The following is a 17,108-nucleotide window of genomic DNA, read 5'->3' on the forward strand; positions in this document are numbered from 1 at the left end:
AAAGGGATGCACCCACGTGTACGATTTCGGTTTGCTCAACCCAGTCTGGGCGGGCACCCGCGCGGCAGAACTTACCTCAGATACCGCTTTTGCCCAGGCGATGCTCGATGTCGAAGTGGGTTGGTGTGCAGCACAAGTAGAATTTGGTACGGCTCCTGAGTCCATCACCGGTGCGGTTGCGGCAGCAGCGGATATCGACGACTACGACCTGGTGGCCATTGCCAATGCCACCCCGGACGGCGCCAACGCCCTGATCCCCTTGTTATCTGCCATGCGGGACAAGGTCGCCGAAGCCGATCCGGATGCGGCCGTCTATGTCCATCGGGGCGCCACCTCCCAGGACATTATCGATACCGCGTTGATGCTGCTGGCAGCCCGAGTGGGGAATCATGCGCTGCAGCAACTGAAAACCTCTGTGCACCAGCTCATAAACCTTGCCGAACAGCATGCGACAACGGTGATGATCGGACGGTCGTTGGATCAGCACGCTCAGCCGATTAGTTTTGGCTACCGGGTCTCCCAGTGGGTTGAAGCATTGGGCAGCGCCGGCCAGCACTTGGAGACCGTATTGAACAACCTGCCCTTGCAGTGGGGCGGTGCTGTGGGAACTTCGACCTGGTGGGTGGATTATTTTCGTGCAGAACAACCCGAAACCGATCCGATGGCACTGGTGAACCACCAGCGCGACCTGTTGGCCGAGCAACTTGGCCTGGTCGCAGCCTCGGTGTGGCATGCCAACCGCATTCCAGTCACCACCGTTGCCCAATCGGCATTCCAGGTGGTTGCTGCGGCAGCCAAGTTGGCCAACGATGTCCTCACGGCAGTACAAGCGGAGCAGGCCGAACTGGCTGAACCCACCGCACCGGGCCGGGGTGGTTCGTCGGCGATGCCGCACAAAAACAACCCGGTGCTGTCCATCCGGCTGAAAACCGCAGCCCAGGTCGCAGCCGGGGATCTCAACACGCTCCACACCGGCATCATCGCCAATACCGCCGAGCGTGCCGACGGTGGCTGGCACACCGAGTGGGCTGCGTTTCGCGACCTGCTGCGCACCACCGGCGCCGTCACCGAGATTCTTGCCGAGCTGACCGCCGGGCTGGAAGTGTTCCCGGACGCCATGCGCGGGAACCTGGAGATTCACGGTAACTATCTGATGCTAGGACGAATCACCCAGTGGCTGGGTCCCGTGGTGGAGGCCCACGAGGATATCCCGCAGGGCACCGGCAAGCAACTCGTCCAAGAAACCTGCCAGCAGGCCATTGCCAATGGCGATGATTTGGCCGAAACGCTTGCGGCCAAGCTGCCCGAGGGTGTCGTCAGTGTCAGCGCCGTCAACAAAGTATTAGATCCTTCCGGATATATGGGAGGAGCCGCGTCCATCGTGGCAGAAGTCAATTCGCGTTATAGAAAGTGGAGTACATGAGTCAACCTACGATCTCCGGTATTCAGTTCACCGCACCAGATCCGGCCAAACCCCTGTTAGTCCTGGGTCCTGGCCTGGGCACTGCGGTCGAACCGCTATGGGGTAAGACCGCCCAGCTGCTCGCCGAGTATTACGAAATTGTGGGCTATGATCTGCCCGGTCACGGACGTTCCGAACCTTCGACCGAACAGTGGACACTGGATGGTCTGGCAGACGCCGTCGCCGAACTCGCCACAGAAGCACGTGGTGAAACCGACCGCCAGGTTTTCTTTGCGGGGGTATCACTGGGTGGCGCCGTTGCCCAACGCCTGGCACTGCGCCACGGTGACATCTTTGACCGTATCGCCATGGTTTGCTCCTCACCGAAATTCGGCACTGCGGATGCTTGGCTGGAGCGCGCTGAGTTCGTGGCCAAGGCCGGCACTCCCGCCATGGTGGAACGCTCCGCCAAAACCTGGTTTGCTGATGGGTTCATCGAACAAAACCCGACCGATTCAACGGCACTGCTGCACTCGCTGCAAAACGCCGACCGATTCTCTTATGCTCACGCCTCGGTCGCACTGTCAGAATTCGATATGTCCGAGGAGCTGGCCCAAGTGACCACTCCCCTGCTCGCGCTGGCCGGAGACCAAGATACCGTCTCCCCACCCGAGCATGCCCGCGCGGTGGCTTCGGCTGTGCAAAACGGTCAGGCAGCCGTCTTAGAAAACGTTGGCCACCAGGGCCCAACCGAAGACCCCCAGGCCACCGCAAGCATTTTGCACGCCTTCTTCTCGGGTCAGAATGTCGAGCAGACTCATCAGGACCAGACCATCGGGGAAATTTATGACGCCGGCATGGTCGTGCGTCGTGAAGTCCTCTCCGATGCACATGTGGATCGTGCCACCGCTACCGCCGATGAGTTCACTTCCGACTTCCAGGAAATGATCACCCGCTACGCGTGGGGCACCATCTGGACCCGCCCAGGCCTGGATCGTCGGATGCGCTCGGCGGTCACCATCACCGCGATGGTTGCTGGCAAGTACTGGGACGAACTGGCCATGCACGTCAAAGCAGCCCGCCGCAACGGCCTGACGGTTGATGAGATCAAAGAGATCCTGTTACAGACCGCGATCTATTGTTCGGTTCCGGCCGCAAATGTCGCTTTCTCTGTGGCTAAAGAAGCCCTCGCCGAATACGACGAACACGAAGGCTAACCAGCTGTTGTGAGCAAGCCCGGTCCAGGAATTGGACCGGGCTTTGTCGTTCGCGGGGTGACTAATTTCGCACCAGAACTTTCAATGTGTGATATCCACCGCTAGACTGGAAAAGTCACAGAACGAACTCATGTTCGCACAGCGAACGTGATGAACCTTTGCTTCAGGCTCGGAAGGAATCATGCAGCAGGTATATGTTTACGACGCAGTGCGCACGCCATTTGCAAAAATGGGCGGAGGCCTCGCCAAGGTCCGCCCAGACGATCTGGCCGCGACCGTCATCACCAAACTTTTAGAACGCTACCCAAATCTTGATCAGACCAAGATCGACGACGTCGTGTTTGGCAACGCTAACGGTGCCGGTGAAGAAAACCGCAACGTCGCTCGCATGGCCACCTTGCTTGCTGGGCTACCCGCCTCGATTCCGGGGGTCACCGTCAACCGACTGTGCGGCTCCTCACTGGACGCCGCATTCCACGCCAGCTACTCGATTGGTGCCGGCGACAATAACCTGGTGATCACCGGTGGCACCGAATCCATGTCACGCGCCCCGTACGTCGTGCCAAAACCTGAACGCGCCTACCCGGCCGGCAATAGCCAGATGGTCTCGACCACCCTGGGCTGGCGCCTGGTCAACCCGAAGATGCCAGCTGAATACACGGTTTCCCTGGGCGAGGCCACTGAACAGCTCGTGGACAAATACGATGTCTCCCGCGAACGCATGGACGAGTTCGCAGCGCTGTCGCACCAGCGTGCACATGCCGCTTGGGAAGCCGGCCACTATGACAACCTGGTGGTAGCAGTCGACGACGTCGCCCGCGATGAAACCATCCGTCCCGACAGCACCCCGGAAACCCTGTCAGGTTTGCGCACCGTCTTCCGGAAAGAAGACGGCACCGTGACCGCAGGCAACGCCTCACCGATGAATGATGGTGCCGGCGTCGTACTGATGGGTTCCGAAGCCGCCGCCGACACCCTGGGTGCTGATCCGCTGGTGCGCGTTGTCTCTCGTGGTGCAGCAGCCAATGAGCCACAGTACTTCGGTGAAGCCCCCGTGCCAGCCGCCAACCTCGCACTAGAACGGGCCGGTATTACCTGGGACCAGGTCGGGGCAATCGAACTCAACGAGGCCTTCGCGGCCCAAGTGCTTGTGAACCTCGATTCGTGGGGCATTGCCTTAGACGACGAGCGCGTCAACGCCTGGGGCGGCGCGATTGCTCTGGGCCACCCGCTGGGTGCTTCCGGTTCGCGTGTGTTGGGAACCCTGGCACGCCGTCTGAAAGCCGAAAACCGCCGTTGGGGTGTCGCCGCACTGTGTGTCGGTGTCGGCCAGGGAGTTGCCATGGTCGTTGAAAACGAAGACGCCACTGAGTAAAGGAACAATATGACCAAGATTGTAGAATCCGCTGCCGAAGCCGTTGCCAATATCGACGACGGTTCCACCATTTTGATCGGTGGTTTTGGGAACGCCGGTCAGCCAATGGAACTGATCGGCGCGCTGCTCGAGGGCGGCGCCAAGAACCTGACCATCGTCAATAATAACGCCGGTCAGGCCGATGAGGGGCTCGCGCTGCTCATCAAAGAACGCCGCGTAGATAAGATCATCTGTTCATTCCCCCGACAGTCCGACTCCTGGCATTTTGATGAGGCCTATCGGGCCGGGGAAATCGAGCTTGAGCTGGTACCACAGGGCAACCTCGCCGAGCGCCTGCGTGCTGCCGGTGCCGGAATTGGAGCGTTCTTCACCCCAACCGGTTATGGCACCATGCTGGCCGAGGGCAAAGAAACCCGGGAAATCAACGGCCGCAACTACGTGCTGGAATACCCGATTCACGGTGACGTCGCACTGATCAAGGCGTTCAAAGCCGACGAGAAGGGCAACCTGATCTACCGCAAGACTGCGCGAAACTTCGGTCCGATGATGGCTACCGCCGCCAAACAGACCATCGTGCAAGTCGAAGAGATCCTGCCGACCGGTTCCCTAGATCCCGAAAACATTGTGACCCCGTCGATCTACACCGACGTCATGGTGGCCATCGAAACCGAATCCACCGCCCTGGCCGCACGTGAACAAGGAGCGAAAAACTAACATGCTACGTGATGAACGCGTTGACCGTAATACCCTGGCCGAACTTGTTGCCAACGACATCGAATCCGGTTCGTTCGTCAACCTGGGCATCGGCCAACCGACCCTGGTATCGAACTATCTGACGGCAGAACACGACGTCACCCTGCACACCGAAAACGGAATGCTGGGCATGGGTCGTGCCGCCGAAGACGATGAGATCGACGGTGATCTGATCAACGCCGGCAAAATCCCGGTCACCGAAACCCCCGGCGCAGCCTTCTTCCACCAGGCTGACTCGTTTGCGATTATGCGCGGCGGTCACCTGGATGTCTGTGTGTTGGGTGCTATGCAGGTCTCTGCGAGCGGCGATCTAGCCAACTGGCACACCGGTGCACCAGATGCGATTCCAGCCGTTGGCGGCGCCATGGACCTAGCCATTGGCGCCAAGCAGGTTTATGTCATGATGAACCTGTTTACCCGTGAAGGCGAGATCAAGTTGCTGCCGAAGGCCACCTACCCGTTGACCGGCGTGGGCTGTGTGTCGCGGGTATATACCGATCACGGGATCTTTGAACTCTCAGAGTCCGGGACCGTTACCGTCAAAGCTCTCTTCGGGCTGACCTTTGAGGAACTGACCTCCAAATCCGACATCGAATTCGTTGATGCAACCGGCAACTAATTCCGCGCTGTTCGTCCAGTCGTTTGCCCGGGGCCTCGAGGTGATCGAGTCCTTCGGGCAAACGCCACGGATGACACTGACCGAGGTCGCAGAAGCCACCGGGCTGTCGCGGGCCACGGTACGCCGTTTTGTGCACACCTTAGTGAGTCTCGGCTACATGCGCGCTAACGATAAACACTTCGCGCTCACGCCCAAGGTCATGAATCTCGGCTTTGCTTATCTGGCCTCTCAGCCACTGGTCGAACTGGTCGATCCGGTGTTGGCGAACCTGTCTCAAGAGCTTGGCCAGTCGACATCCGTTTCGGTGCTGGACGGCACCGACGTCGTCTATATCGCCCGCCAGGAAACCACGTCGATTATGCGCATTAATATCACCGTGGGTACCCGATTTCCGGCCTATGCAACCTCGATGGGTCGGGTCTTACTGGCCGGACTCGAAGCCGAGAAGCTGGATGAGTATTTCGCGGCGGCCGACCTCACGGACGTGACCGATCGGACGCTGACCGACGAGGCAGCCTTGCGGTCTGAGCTCGGCCAGATTCGTAAACAAGGATATGCCGTAGTCAAAGAAGAGCTCGAAGTCGGGCTAGCTTCCGTAGCCGTGCCGATTCGCAACCGCGCCGGTGTCACGGTGGCAGCCATGAACACCTCAGTCGCGGTGACCTCCCAGGCCCCAGAGGACCTCACTGAACTGCTACCACCGCTGCAGGCGGCTGCCGATGAGGTCTCTAACGCTCTTTAGGCCTCCCAGCGGGTCGCTTGCGAAGCAAACGTGTCGAGTACTCCGGCGTCATCAATAGTCGCCGGGGCGGATACGTTCTCACCCTCCACGATCGAGCGCATCGTGCGGCGCAGAATCTTACCCGACCGTGTCTTGGGCAGTGCCGAAACAATGTCCACATCCCGAAATGCCGCTACGGCACCAAAATCGTGTCGCACCTTGGCCACCAGCTCTTTGACGAGCTGCTCTTGGGAGATATCGGCGTCTGCGGTTAACACCACATAGGCTACGGGTTTTTGCCCCTTGATCTCATCGGTCACCCCGATGACCGCGGTTTCCGCTACCGCCGGATGCTCAGCAATCACCGACTCCAATGTCCCCGTCGATAACCGGTGCCCAGCCACGTTAATAACATCATCGGAACGCCCGAGGACAAACACATAACCGTCGGCATCGATGTATCCGGTATCTCCGGTCTCGTAGTAGCCGGGAAACGCTGCCAAATACGAGGACTGGAACCGCTCTGGTTCACCATATAGCCCGACCATGGCACCCGGGGGTAGCGGCAGTTTGATCACAATATTGCCTTCCGTTCCCGGTTCGACGGGCTCCCCTAATGGGTTGACAACCCCGACGTCATATCCGGGCACCGGGACCGACGGCGAACCGGCCTTCAGGGGCATCGGATCCAGCCCCTGCAGATTCGCTACGATCGGCCACCCCGTTTCCGTCTGCCACCAGTGGTCCACCACGGGTTTACCCGTCACCGTCCCCAACCAGTGATACGTATCCTCGTCCAGGCGCTCACCGGCGGAGAAAATCGTGGCCAGGTTGGACAGGTCATAGCGTTTCCATTGCTCCCCCGACGGGTCAGCAGCTCGAATTGCCCGGTATGCGGTCGGGGCGGAGAAGATCATCTTGGCGTTGTGTTCGGAAGCTACCCGCCAGAAGGCTCCCGCATCCGGTGTGCCCACGGGTTTGCCTTCGTACACCACCGTGGTGGCTCCCGAAACCAGCGGCGCATAAACAATGTAGGTGTGGCCTACCACCCAGCCGACGTCAGAGGCCACAAACATGATCTCACCTGGGGCTACATCATAGATATTTGGCACGGACCAGGAGGCGGCCACCGCATAGCCCCCGTGATCCCGGATGACCGCCTTGGGCTTGGACGTCGTCCCGGAGGTATGCAATAAATACAACGGGTCGGTGGCAGCAACCGGTACCGCATCGACTGGTTCGTGACCCGACAACTGCATGTCAAAATCCAACCAGGTTTCATCGAAATCGGTGATCCTGTCGTCGATTTCAGGACGCTGTTTGATAATGACGACGTCGGGCGTATGCGTCGCTAAAGAAATCGCTTCGGCGACATTTGGTAAATACTGGACCGCGCGTTTCGGTTCTAACCCACCATTGGCCGCAATGATGGCTTTCGCTCGAGCATCGTCTAACCGAGTTGCGACTTCTTTGGGGGCGAATCCACCAAAGGTGACGACATGGATTGCGCCAAGTCGTGCCACCGCCAGCATGACAATCAGGGCTTCAGGAATCATCGGCATGTAGATCAAGACACGATCACCGCGTTCGATGCCTTGAGCCCGCAACGCACCGGCAAAACGTGCAACCTTGTCGAGCAGTTCCGCATAGGTGTATGTGATCTTTTGGTGTGTCATAGCCGAATCCCAAATGAGGGCGGGTTGCTCCCCGCGACCTTCAGCGACCCACCGGTCGAGGGCCTGGTAGGTGATGTTCAGCTGGCCATCCGGAAACCATTTCCATCGTGCTTTACCGTCGTAGTCGAGTGCAGTGGTGGGCGGCGTGTGCCAATCAAGCGCTGCAGCTTGTTCCAACCAAAACGCTTCGGGTTGTTCGCGGGCCTGCTCAAACGTTGCTCGGTATACCGTTCCTGGCTTTTGGCTTAGCACCATGTTGCGTCTCCGTTATCCATCTCAACCGTCTTGGTTGACTATGCATCCATTGCGTGGGTCACACAATACACTTTGGTGATGTGCCTTACACAACGCTGCGGTAGCTGCGACACGACGAACGGCTCGTTTTGCCGAAATCGATTCCATTCGCTATGGTAAAGGGGTTATTTGAACGCATTTTGTGCTTGAATAACCCGGAGGCGTGCCAGAGAGGCCGATTGGACTTCACTGCTAATGAAGGGTCTGTGTAACGCGGACCGGGGGTTCGAATCCCCCCGCCTCCGCCGCGAAAGCCCTGCGAACACTTCGGTGTTTGCGGGGCTTCATGCTTTTCCTCGCGTACTGTGGACCATCTTTGTATCTTGGCTGCTGCGTTTTGGCGTGGCCCGAGACGACGATGTCGGAGTTCTTCCGCTGCTTTGTACACACTTTTACTCGACCATTGCCGGTGCAAACCTCAGGGTGCTTGCTTTTGAAGCAGAATGGTCCCTGCTGTATGACAAAACTCTGGTGTCATCCCAAGTTGGGGCTACTATGGAAGGAGAGGAGAAAGTCATTCGTCCCTTGCACTCACCGCAGAGATAGGGCCACACTAAAGACAGCGAACGATTTACCTCGATCAGTAGATAGATGGGAACGAAGATTATGGCACAACACGATGTTTTCAATTCTGCACTCGCACGAGCTGGTCGGGCACTCGTCGGTATTTCAACTTGGTACATCGCAGACGAGACTGGGATTGATCGCAGCAGGATCCGAAAATTCGAACGCGGTATCCTCAATCTCCCGGATGACCAGAAGCTGGCTATCAAAGACGTGCTGATTCACCACGGTGCACTCTTTCTCCCCGACTCGGAGGCCGGCGGCTACGGAGTCCGCCTAAAACATTCATCGTCCAAGACCCGTCAGCTTGACCGCTGGGAGGCCGAAGGCGGCCCAGTAGCAGAAGACGACGTCTAAAGACTTTTTGATAGCAAAAAGCGCCTTGGGAAACAATTTTTCCAAGGCGCTTTTCGCTGTCTGTACTCTAAGCCTTTAGTCTTTGCCCTCTTCATCAGCAGCATGGATCTGCTGGGCGATTATTTTGATCAGGTCTTGAGCCTCTGTGAATTCCAAAGCAGTGTGTTCCGTCAGCGTTTCAGCTGCATCGTCGAAGCGCTCGTCACGAACCATGGCCTCAATCTGATCGCGGATCCAGGGTGCCAGATCTTCAGACGACATTGAAATGGTTTCATCGCCTCGATGGATTTGGATTTCAAACCGCTGCGGCTTTGGGAGCTCGGCGACCTCTTCTAACCACTCGGATGGAACCGTCAGATCGGTGACCTGCTGATCGGCTGCGTCGTCCTCAGGGATGAACGGATCAGTACCGGCCACATCCTCCAGTGGTGTTTCCACACCGTGTTCCTGAGGGAACTGATACAGCGCTTGCACATCAACGAAAGCTTCGATGCGGCCAACCCCGGTGGCTCGATGATAAATTTCGGCGGCCTGAGCTAATTGGCCCACAGCTAGATACCGGTACACCTTGTTGTGAGTGTCTTCATCAAGGCGCGCAGAAGCGGCTGCCGCACCTTCTTCTGACATCCGGTCAAACAGTGCCGGTGATTTGCCCCGGGGGCTCGCGGTTGACTTGGCTTTGGCGTCGCTGGTCTGCCCAGCGGATCGGCCCAGAATCGTGATAAGGCCCCACACCAAAAACGCTGAAACCACAAGCAACAGCAGTGGGATAATGAACTCCATGCCGCCCATTGTACTGTCAGATCCCTACGTGTGAGTGGAGTTCGGCTCTCGGGCCGCATTAATTCGCGGTCGGACAACAAAAACGTACAACAATGCCGTAGCCGCAAGCGCACATAGCGTGAGACCCACGGTCATCCAAACGGTGCCGGCCCAGCCGTAGCGGGTCAGAAAGATCCCGCCGAGCCAGCCGAAGATCGATGATCCTGCGTAATAACACAGGTTGTAGAGCGATGTGGACTGTGCGCGGCCGCCTTCGGCTGCAGCTCCCGCCCACCCTGAGGCCACCGAGTGCGCACCAAAGAACGCGCCGGTGAAGACCAGCACACCGGCTAACAACACCCAAAGGTTCGGCACTAACGTCAACAAGATAGCCACGATCATCGTGCCGCTCAGTGCCATCAGCACCCGGGAAGGTCGATATTTCGCAGCCATGCGTCCAGTCCACGGAGAGCTGACTGTGCCCATGAGGTACGCCAAGAACACTAAAGAGACCACTGTGACCGGCAAGTTGAACGGGTCGTCGAGGAGGTAGAAGCCCAAGAAGTTGTACACAGCCACAAACCCACCCATCAGCAACATGCCTTGCAGGTACATCACGACCAGCACCGGGGAACGTAGATTCGTGGTGATGGACGTAATGGCATGTCGCGCGGACGTCGTCGTGGGGGTAAATTTCTGCGCCCTAGGAGTCAATATGAGAAAACATACCGCTGAGGCAATGGCCAGGACGAGCACCACACCCATGCCGATGCGCCAGTGATACCACTCCCCGACAGGCGCTGCAACGATCCTGCCGAGTAGACCACCCAACACTGTTCCGGCAATAAACGTGCCCGCAGATTGCCCTGCTGCCGCCGGATGTACTTCTTCATTCAAATACGCCATGGCCAATGCTGGGACGCCACCGAGCGCGACGCCTTCAAGGATTCGGAAACCCAGGATCATGCCGAACGTGGGGGCCAACGTTGCGCCGAGCCCAAAGAGGCATGCAGCAACGATCGAGATTGTCATCGCTGGCTTACGGCCTAAACGATCCCCAACAAATGACCAAGGAATGACCGCTAGCGCAAGCCCGATGGTTGAGGCCGAAATGAGCAAGGCGGCCTGGTCAGCTGTGACGTGCAGGTCGGATGCGATCAACGGTAACAACCCTTGAGGTGAATACAGTTGTGCAAAGGTCGCAACACCGGCGAAGAACAATCCGGTCATCAAACGCCGAAATCCCGCAGTTTTTGGGACGTGGCCCGTCCAGAGCTGCCCCGTGTGCGCGTCGGGAATGATCGGCGGGTGCATAACTACCTTTCTTCGGCCTTCTTCATCATTGTCTACCATCCGCGGCATGCTCACGGGTTGCTCTGCCATGGGCCGTTTCGGGTTAGACTCAGCAATTGTGAAGATTGCTTTTGATCAGCCCGCACTGAACCTATCCGAAAGTTTCAAGGCCTACGACGTTCGAGGCATTGAACATACTACGATTAATGCCGATGTGGCTTTGGCCGTAGGCTTTGCCTTTGTCGAAGTCACGAGAGCAACCGAGGTTTTGGTTGGTGGTGACATGCGACCCTCATCAGAAGAGTACGTCACAGCCTTCACTCGCGGCGCTGCAGCAGCCGGTGCCGACGTCATACAACTGGGCCTGATTTCGACCGATATGTTGTATCACGCCTCGGGTGTATTGGACGCACCGGGAGTGGTCTTTACGGCGTCGCATAACCCGGCCGGGTACAACGGCATGAAAATGACGCGCGCCGGTGCCGTGCCGATTTCTTCCGACACCGGCCTAACCGACATTCAGCGGCTAGCCCAGGGACACCTGAACCTTGGCTTCATTGAAGCCACCGACCAGCCCGGTACTGTGCGACAGCGCGACACCCTGAAAGAATATGCCCACTACTTACGCTCTCTGGTCGATCTGTCCGCAATTCGGCCGTTGAAAATTGTGGTGGATGCCGGCAATGGCATGGCCGGTTACACGACTCCAGCGGTTCTGGGTGACCAGGTGCTCGAGTCCTTGCCCATCGAAATCATTCCGCTGTATTTCGAGCTCGATGGTACGTTCCCGAATCACCCAGCAAACCCCATCGAACCGGAGAACCTGCGTGATCTGCAATTAGCAGTCCAAGAACATGACGCTGATCTGGGCTTAGCTTTTGATGGCGACGCCGACCGATGCTTTGTAGTAGATGAGAGCGGGCAACCGATTTCTCCATCGGCCATTACTGCAATGGTGGCAGTTCGTGAAATCGCCCGCGCGAAGGCTGCCGGGGAGACCACACCGGTAATTATCTACAACCTGATCACTTCAAAGGTCGTCCCGGAAGCCGTAGCGGCCGCTGGTGGTCGTGCCATCAAAACCCGTGTCGGGCACTCGTTCATTAAGGCCTACATGGCCGAGCACGGCGCAGTGTTCGGTGGCGAACACTCGGCACATTATTACTTCCGTGATTTCTTCAATGCCGACACCGGCATGCTCGCGGCCATGCACGTGTTGGCGATGCTGGGCACTGAAGACGCACCAGCATCTGAACTGGCCCAGCAATATTCGCCCTACGTGGCCTCCGGGGAGATCAATTCCCAGGTGGTTGACCAGACCGCCACGATCGCGAAGGTGTTAGCCGAATTTGATCCCGGTGTGGAAGTCGAAATTTCTACCATGGACGGCACAACCGTCGCTGCCATCGATGGGTCGTGGTGGTTTAATATCCGCCCATCGAATACCGAACCGCTCTTGCGATTCAATGCAGAAGCCCCGGATACTGCGACCATGCAGTGGTTGCGCGATACCGTCTTAGGCATTATCCGCTCCTAGAGCGTCCCGAGGGTCAACGGCAGCACGCCGAGTGCGCCGGCTTCTCGAAGGCGGACTGTCGCTACGGTGAGCGACCATTTGGTGGTGGCAAAATCATCGACAAGTAACACCGGGCCGGGCTCGGGTGCCATTGCCAGCATCTGGCCAAGGGGTTCAGGCACGTGATAGCGATCGATGACCTGTGCCAGCCGGAAGGCACTGTTCGTCGCCGGGGTTTCAACGGGACCGTCCCAGGCCAATTGGCCAAGATAGGGCATTTGACCGATCTGCGCGATCGCTTGCGCGAGCGAGTTCACCAGCTGCGACCGGTGCGGCGAAGGCATAGAGACAACGGCAACCGGGCGCTGATCCCAGTCCCAGTCCGCAAGCACTTCCACGACCGCATTGACCAGCGCCTGGCTCACCGGCGCATCATCAGTGGCTGGGTCCTGCAGGGTGCGCAGCGTCCCGCCCCAACCCAGGTCGGTCAGTCGGGCGAGTGCTCGGCCTTCTTCGGCCTGCAGTTTAATTTTGCCTTTGAGTTCTATTCCAAGGTTGGGCATCCCGGTAGGCCACATGCGTCGCGGTGCAATCTCCACACCGGGGCGCGAGAGCACTCTGCTGGCTTGTGCTCGAGCGTCCTGGGAGATTTCCAGTTGATGCCAGGCGCCAACACAATTATCACAGCGCCCGCAGTCGGCCGCATAGGGATCATCGAGAGTTTCCGATAAGAAACGCATGCGGCACTGTTGAGTGCGCTGATACTCCAGCATCAGCTCCTGTTCAACCACGCGTTGCGTCGCGACGTTAGCATACCGCTGCGCATCGTAAACCCAGGGCTCACCGGTGGCCTGCCAGCCGCCTTTGACGCGCACCATGGCATCATCAACGGCCAAAATCTTCAACAACAGTTCAAGTCGCGAGGCTGACAGATCGATTTGAGCCGACAGTGCCGGAACAGATAGCGGTTCCGAGGCAACCTCAAGCACCCGGTGGGCGATGTCTTCATCCGGCATCGAAGCGGTTGCGAAGTACTCCCAGATCCGTTGGTCTTCATGACCGGGCAGCAGGACCGCTTCAGCATGCTCAGTGCCACGCCCTGCACGTCCAATGTGTTGATAATACGACACGGGTGACGACGGCGCCCCGAAGTGCACTACAAATCCGAGGTCCGGTTTGTCAAAGCCCATCCCCAGGGCTGAGGTCGCAACCAGGGCTTTGACCCGGTTTTCTTTGAGCGCAGCCTCCAGCTCGGTGCGTTCCTCGACGGCCGTGGCACCGGTGTAGGCTGCAACGTTGTGTCCTGCTGCGTTAAGGGCCTGGGCGATGTCTTCGGCAGCCGCAACGGTCAGGGTGTAGATAATGCCAGAAGATTCAAAGTCCTGCAGGTGATCAATCAGCCATCCGATGCGAGTGGCGGCATCGGCAACCGGCAGGACGGATAATCGTAGAGACGAACGGGCTAGCGGACCGCGGGTGACAAACACGTTATCGCCGAGTTGTTCGATGACGTCTTCGACCACGCGTTGGTTTGCGGTCGCCGTCGTGGCAAGAATTGGGGTATTGGGCAACTGGTCGATCACCGCACTAATGCGGCGGTAATCCGGGCGGAAGTCGTGACCCCAATCCGAAATACAGTGCGCCTCGTCGATAACTAACAGTCCCAGCTGATTTGTGAGATCCGGGAGTTGGGTATCACGAAAGACGGGGTTATTGAGTCGTTCAGGTGAAATGAGCAGGACATCGATCTCATTACGTGCCAACCGCTGGGAGATATCATCCCAGGCCGCCGCATTAGTGGAGTTGATGGACTCGGCGACAATGCCAGCTCGCTGAGCTGCACCAACCTGGTCCGCCATCAACGCCAACAGCGGGGAGATGATCAGTGTGGGACCGTGGCCTTGTTTGCGCAGTAGTGCGGTAGCCACGAAATACACGGCGGATTTTCCCCATCCGGTGCGTTGGACGACCAGTCCGCGGCGTCGATCAGCAACGATGGCCTCAATCGCTTCGTATTGTCCATCGTGGAAGGTTGCGGGTTTTCCGACAAGTTCGGATAGGACCTGAGTTGCGTCATCGTATAAAGCCATGTCTGTTAACCTAATCAACCGAGCCCGCAATTGCAGACCCGGTTGATTAGGTTGGGGAAATCTTAGCCGTTTAGACCAAGACGTTCCTTGAGACTTGTCAGTTCTTCGGTCATCGCAGCTGGCAGTTTGTCACCGAATTTGGCGAACCATTCTTCGATCATCGGGATCTCATTGTGCCATTCTTCTTCCGCGAACTGGATCGAATTGACCAGGTTGTCTTCAGAGATGTCCAGACCGGTCAGATCCAGGGCGTCTTCGGTTGGCACAACACCGATTGGGGTTTCGATGCCGTCACCTTTACCTTCGAGACGTTCCACGACCCATTTCAGGACGCGGGAGTTTTCGCTGAAGCCTGGCCAGGAGAATTTACCTTCGTTGTTACGACGGAACCAGTTGACCAAAAAGACCTTTGGCATGTTGTCTTCGCCGATTTTCTCGGCCATGTCCAACCAGTTTTGGACGTAGTCACCGGCCGCGTAGCCCATGAATGGCAGCATAGCCATGGGGTCACGACGGACGACGCCGACGGTGCCTTCTGCAGCAGCTGTCTGCGCGGATGACAGGGTGGCACCCTTGAAGACGCCGTCCTGCCAGGAGCGGGCTTCGGTGACCAGCGGGATGGCATTGTCACGACGACCACCAAACAGAATGGCATCGAGCTTAATGCCTTCTGGGTCGAAGTACTCTTCGGCCAGCATGTCGGTCTGGTCGATCGGGGTGCAGAACCGTGAGTTCGGGTGGGCTGCCGGGGTACCGGATTCTGGAGTCCACTCATTACCTAGCCAGTCGGTAAGTTTGGCTGGTTTTTCTTTGGTCATGCCTTCCCACCAGACGCCGCCTTCTGGGGTGAGCGCCACGTTGGTGAAAATGGTGTTGCCCTTAGCGATGGCGCGCATTGCGTTGGGGTTGGTGTGCCAGCCGGTTCCTGGTGCGACACCGAAGAAACCATACTCTGGGTTGACGACCCGCAGTTCATTGTTATCGTTTGGTGTGATCCAGGCAATGTCGTCGCCGAGTGTTTCAGCGGTCCAACCTTCAAGACTCGGATCGATCAGTGCCAGGTTGGTCTTTCCTGTGGCTGATGGGAATGCCCCGGTGATGGTGTATGACTTACCTTCTGGACTGGTGAGTTTGAGGATGAGCATGTGTTCTGCCATCCAGCCTTCGTCACGTGCCATGGCCGATGCGATGCGCAGCGAGTACGCCTTCTTGCCCAGCAGCGCGTTCCCGCCATAGCCGGAACCGTAAGACACAATGGAACGTTCTTCTGGGAAGTGCACGATCCATTTGGTTTCGTTGGACGGCCAGGTTACATCTTCTTGACCGTCTTCCAGTGGTGCACCCACGGAGTGTAGGGCTGGGACGAAAAACGCGTTCGTCTCTTCAATTTTCTGCAGGACGTCGCTACCGACGCGCGCCATGACGCGCATGGACAACACGACATATGGGCTGTCGGTGATTTCAACGCCAAATTTTGGATCTTTAGCATCCAGTGGGCCCATAACGAAGGGGACGACGTACATCGTGCGGCCGCGCATGGAGCCGGTGAATGCGTCTTTCAGGATGGCTTTCATTTCAGACGGGTCTTTCCAGTTATTGGTAAAACCAGCGTCTTCTTCTTGTTCAGAGCAGATAAACGTCCGCGACTCGACTCTCGCAACATCGGCGGGATCGGAGAAGGCCGCATAAGAGTTCGGAAACTGCGGGTCCGTGAGACGAACCAGTGAACCAGCATCGACCATTTCTTGTGCGATGCGATCGTATTCCTCTTGCGAACCGTTTACCCAATAGACAGAGTCCGGCTGGGTCAGCTCCGCTGTTTCTTTGACCCATTCCAAAAGTGGCTTGTGCTTGGTGGGTGCGGTGTCCTCGATCTGTGCAGCCAGATCAGAGGCGGCGTTTTCAACCATGTGGATCCTTTTTCGTATCGACTTACCAACCGCAGCATGACAATACCAGCACGTCGTCGTGCTGCGAACCGTTCCGGTCGGAACGAGAGTCTATGTCGCATACTTTAGCAGCCTGCCTCAGAAGCCCGGGCAAGATGATTCACCTAAAATTCGCCCAGAGACAATATTTGCTCCACCTTGATGGCGGAAAGTGATGAACGACACCTGATTTCGCGATAACTATGCTCCATTATGGCGGAATTCCGGGCTTTTTGGGACCCTTGGCGAGACTGGTGATGGCCTTTTTCACGTTACTTTACGACCGAAAAGCACGGTGTCTACGATGAGCTCCGATTCGATTTTGCATTTTTGAAAAGTCGGAGTATAGTTATATCTCGTTGCTTCAGCGCCCTTAGCTCAGCTGGATAGAGCGTCTGTCTACGGAACAGAAGGTCAGGGGTTCGAATCCCTTAGGGCGCGCTCACAACTTCCGCACAATCATGCGGATCTTGAGCCCTTGAGATTATTTGCAGAAAAAATCTCAGGGGCTTTTCGTTTCTCCAAACCGTCCTAACAGCTT

The 17,108-nt window shown here is 57.6% G+C and carries 13 protein-coding genes and 2 tRNA genes; 10 read left to right on the plus strand and 5 right to left on the minus strand.

What is annotated here, in order from left to right:
• The first annotated feature begins 31 nt into the window (after nt 1-31).
• From FB556_RS09425 to FB556_RS09450, 6 genes are all read left to right on the plus strand, one after another.
• Nucleotides 32-1,423 carry a lyase family protein gene (locus FB556_RS09425; protein WP_170200433.1) on the plus strand — a complete coding sequence of 464 codons (1,392 nt, stop codon included), beginning with the start codon at nt 32-34 and terminating at the stop codon, nt 1,421-1,423.
• Complete coding sequence (gene pcaDC / locus FB556_RS13920) at nt 1,420-2,619, plus strand: bifunctional 3-oxoadipate enol-lactonase/4-carboxymuconolactone decarboxylase PcaDC (RefSeq protein ID WP_141867075.1); 1,200 nt, start codon at nt 1,420-1,422, stop codon at nt 2,617-2,619. Before FB556_RS09425 ends, pcaDC begins: the two co-directional genes overlap by 4 nt.
• Nucleotides 2,620-2,800: 181 nt before the next feature.
• Nucleotides 2,801-3,994 (plus strand): thiolase family protein, encoded by a 1,194-nt coding sequence (locus tag FB556_RS09435; RefSeq protein WP_141867076.1) that lies wholly within the window; start codon nt 2,801-2,803, stop codon nt 3,992-3,994.
• Nucleotides 3,995-4,003: 9 nt separating this feature from the next.
• Entirely contained in the window at nt 4,004-4,708 is a 705-nt protein-coding gene (locus tag FB556_RS09440; protein ID WP_141867078.1) for a 3-oxoacid CoA-transferase subunit A, read from the plus strand.
• Nucleotide 4,709: 1 nt separating this feature from the next.
• The gene (locus tag FB556_RS09445; RefSeq protein WP_141867080.1) at nt 4,710-5,366 is read left to right on the plus strand and encodes a 3-oxoacid CoA-transferase subunit B; all 657 of its coding nucleotides are present in this window, start codon (nt 4,710-4,712) and stop codon (nt 5,364-5,366) included.
• Nucleotides 5,350-6,108, plus strand: coding sequence for an IclR family transcriptional regulator domain-containing protein (locus tag FB556_RS09450; RefSeq protein ID WP_141867082.1), 759 nt, complete (start codon nt 5,350-5,352; stop codon nt 6,106-6,108). The genes FB556_RS09445 and FB556_RS09450 overlap by 17 nt, the downstream gene beginning before the upstream one ends.
• Here FB556_RS09450 and FB556_RS09455 read toward each other — a convergent pair.
• Nucleotides 6,105-8,018 (minus strand): AMP-binding protein, encoded by a 1,914-nt coding sequence (locus tag FB556_RS09455; RefSeq protein WP_141867084.1) that lies wholly within the window; start codon nt 8,016-8,018, stop codon nt 6,105-6,107. The two genes, FB556_RS09450 and FB556_RS09455, sit on opposite strands and share 4 nt — an antisense overlap.
• Nucleotides 8,019-8,214: 196 nt before the next feature.
• Here FB556_RS09455 and FB556_RS09460 point away from each other — a divergent pair.
• Both FB556_RS09460 and FB556_RS09465 read left to right on the plus strand, forming a co-directional pair.
• A tRNA-Ser gene (locus FB556_RS09460) sits at nt 8,215-8,302 on the plus strand.
• Nucleotides 8,303-8,663: 361 nt separating this feature from the next.
• Nucleotides 8,664-8,978 (plus strand): XRE family transcriptional regulator, encoded by a 315-nt coding sequence (locus FB556_RS09465; RefSeq protein WP_211344019.1) that lies wholly within the window; start codon nt 8,664-8,666, stop codon nt 8,976-8,978.
• A 75-nt stretch (nt 8,979-9,053) separates the two neighbouring features.
• On the opposite strand, the gene FB556_RS09470 is transcribed toward FB556_RS09465, so the two are convergent.
• Together FB556_RS09470 and FB556_RS09475 are read right to left on the minus strand one after the other, a co-directional pair.
• Nucleotides 9,054-9,761: a hypothetical protein gene (locus tag FB556_RS09470; protein ID WP_141867086.1), complete on the minus strand. Its 708-nt coding sequence runs from the start codon at nt 9,759-9,761 to the stop codon at nt 9,054-9,056.
• Nucleotides 9,762-9,785: 24 nt separating this feature from the next.
• Nucleotides 9,786-11,123, minus strand: coding sequence for an MFS transporter (locus tag FB556_RS09475; protein WP_246057355.1), 1,338 nt, complete (start codon nt 11,121-11,123; stop codon nt 9,786-9,788).
• 34 nt (nt 11,124-11,157) lie between these two features.
• On the opposite strand from FB556_RS09475, the gene FB556_RS09480 reads away from it, so the two are divergent.
• Nucleotides 11,158-12,570, plus strand: a complete 1,413-nt coding sequence (locus tag FB556_RS09480) for a phosphomannomutase/phosphoglucomutase (protein ID WP_246057425.1) — start codon at nt 11,158-11,160, stop codon at nt 12,568-12,570.
• Here the strand turns inward: FB556_RS09480 and FB556_RS09485 are convergent.
• Together FB556_RS09485 and FB556_RS09490 are read right to left on the minus strand one after the other, a co-directional pair.
• On the minus strand, nt 12,567-14,639 hold the full coding sequence (locus FB556_RS09485; RefSeq protein WP_141867088.1) for a RecQ family ATP-dependent DNA helicase: 2,073 nt from the start codon (nt 14,637-14,639) through the stop codon (nt 12,567-12,569). The two genes, FB556_RS09480 and FB556_RS09485, sit on opposite strands and share 4 nt — an antisense overlap.
• 62 nt (nt 14,640-14,701) lie before the next feature.
• The gene (locus tag FB556_RS09490; protein ID WP_141867090.1) at nt 14,702-16,549 is read right to left on the minus strand and encodes a phosphoenolpyruvate carboxykinase (GTP); all 1,848 of its coding nucleotides are present in this window, start codon (nt 16,547-16,549) and stop codon (nt 14,702-14,704) included.
• 385 nt (nt 16,550-16,934) lie between these two features.
• On the opposite strand from FB556_RS09490, the gene FB556_RS09495 reads away from it, so the two are divergent.
• Nucleotides 16,935-17,008, plus strand: a tRNA-Arg gene (locus tag FB556_RS09495).
• Nucleotides 17,009-17,108: the final 100 nt, after the last annotated feature.

This window comes from Enteractinococcus coprophilus, from assembly GCF_006716305.1.
In the GTDB taxonomy this organism is placed as follows: Bacteria; Actinomycetota; Actinomycetes; order Actinomycetales; family Micrococcaceae; genus Yaniella; species Yaniella coprophila.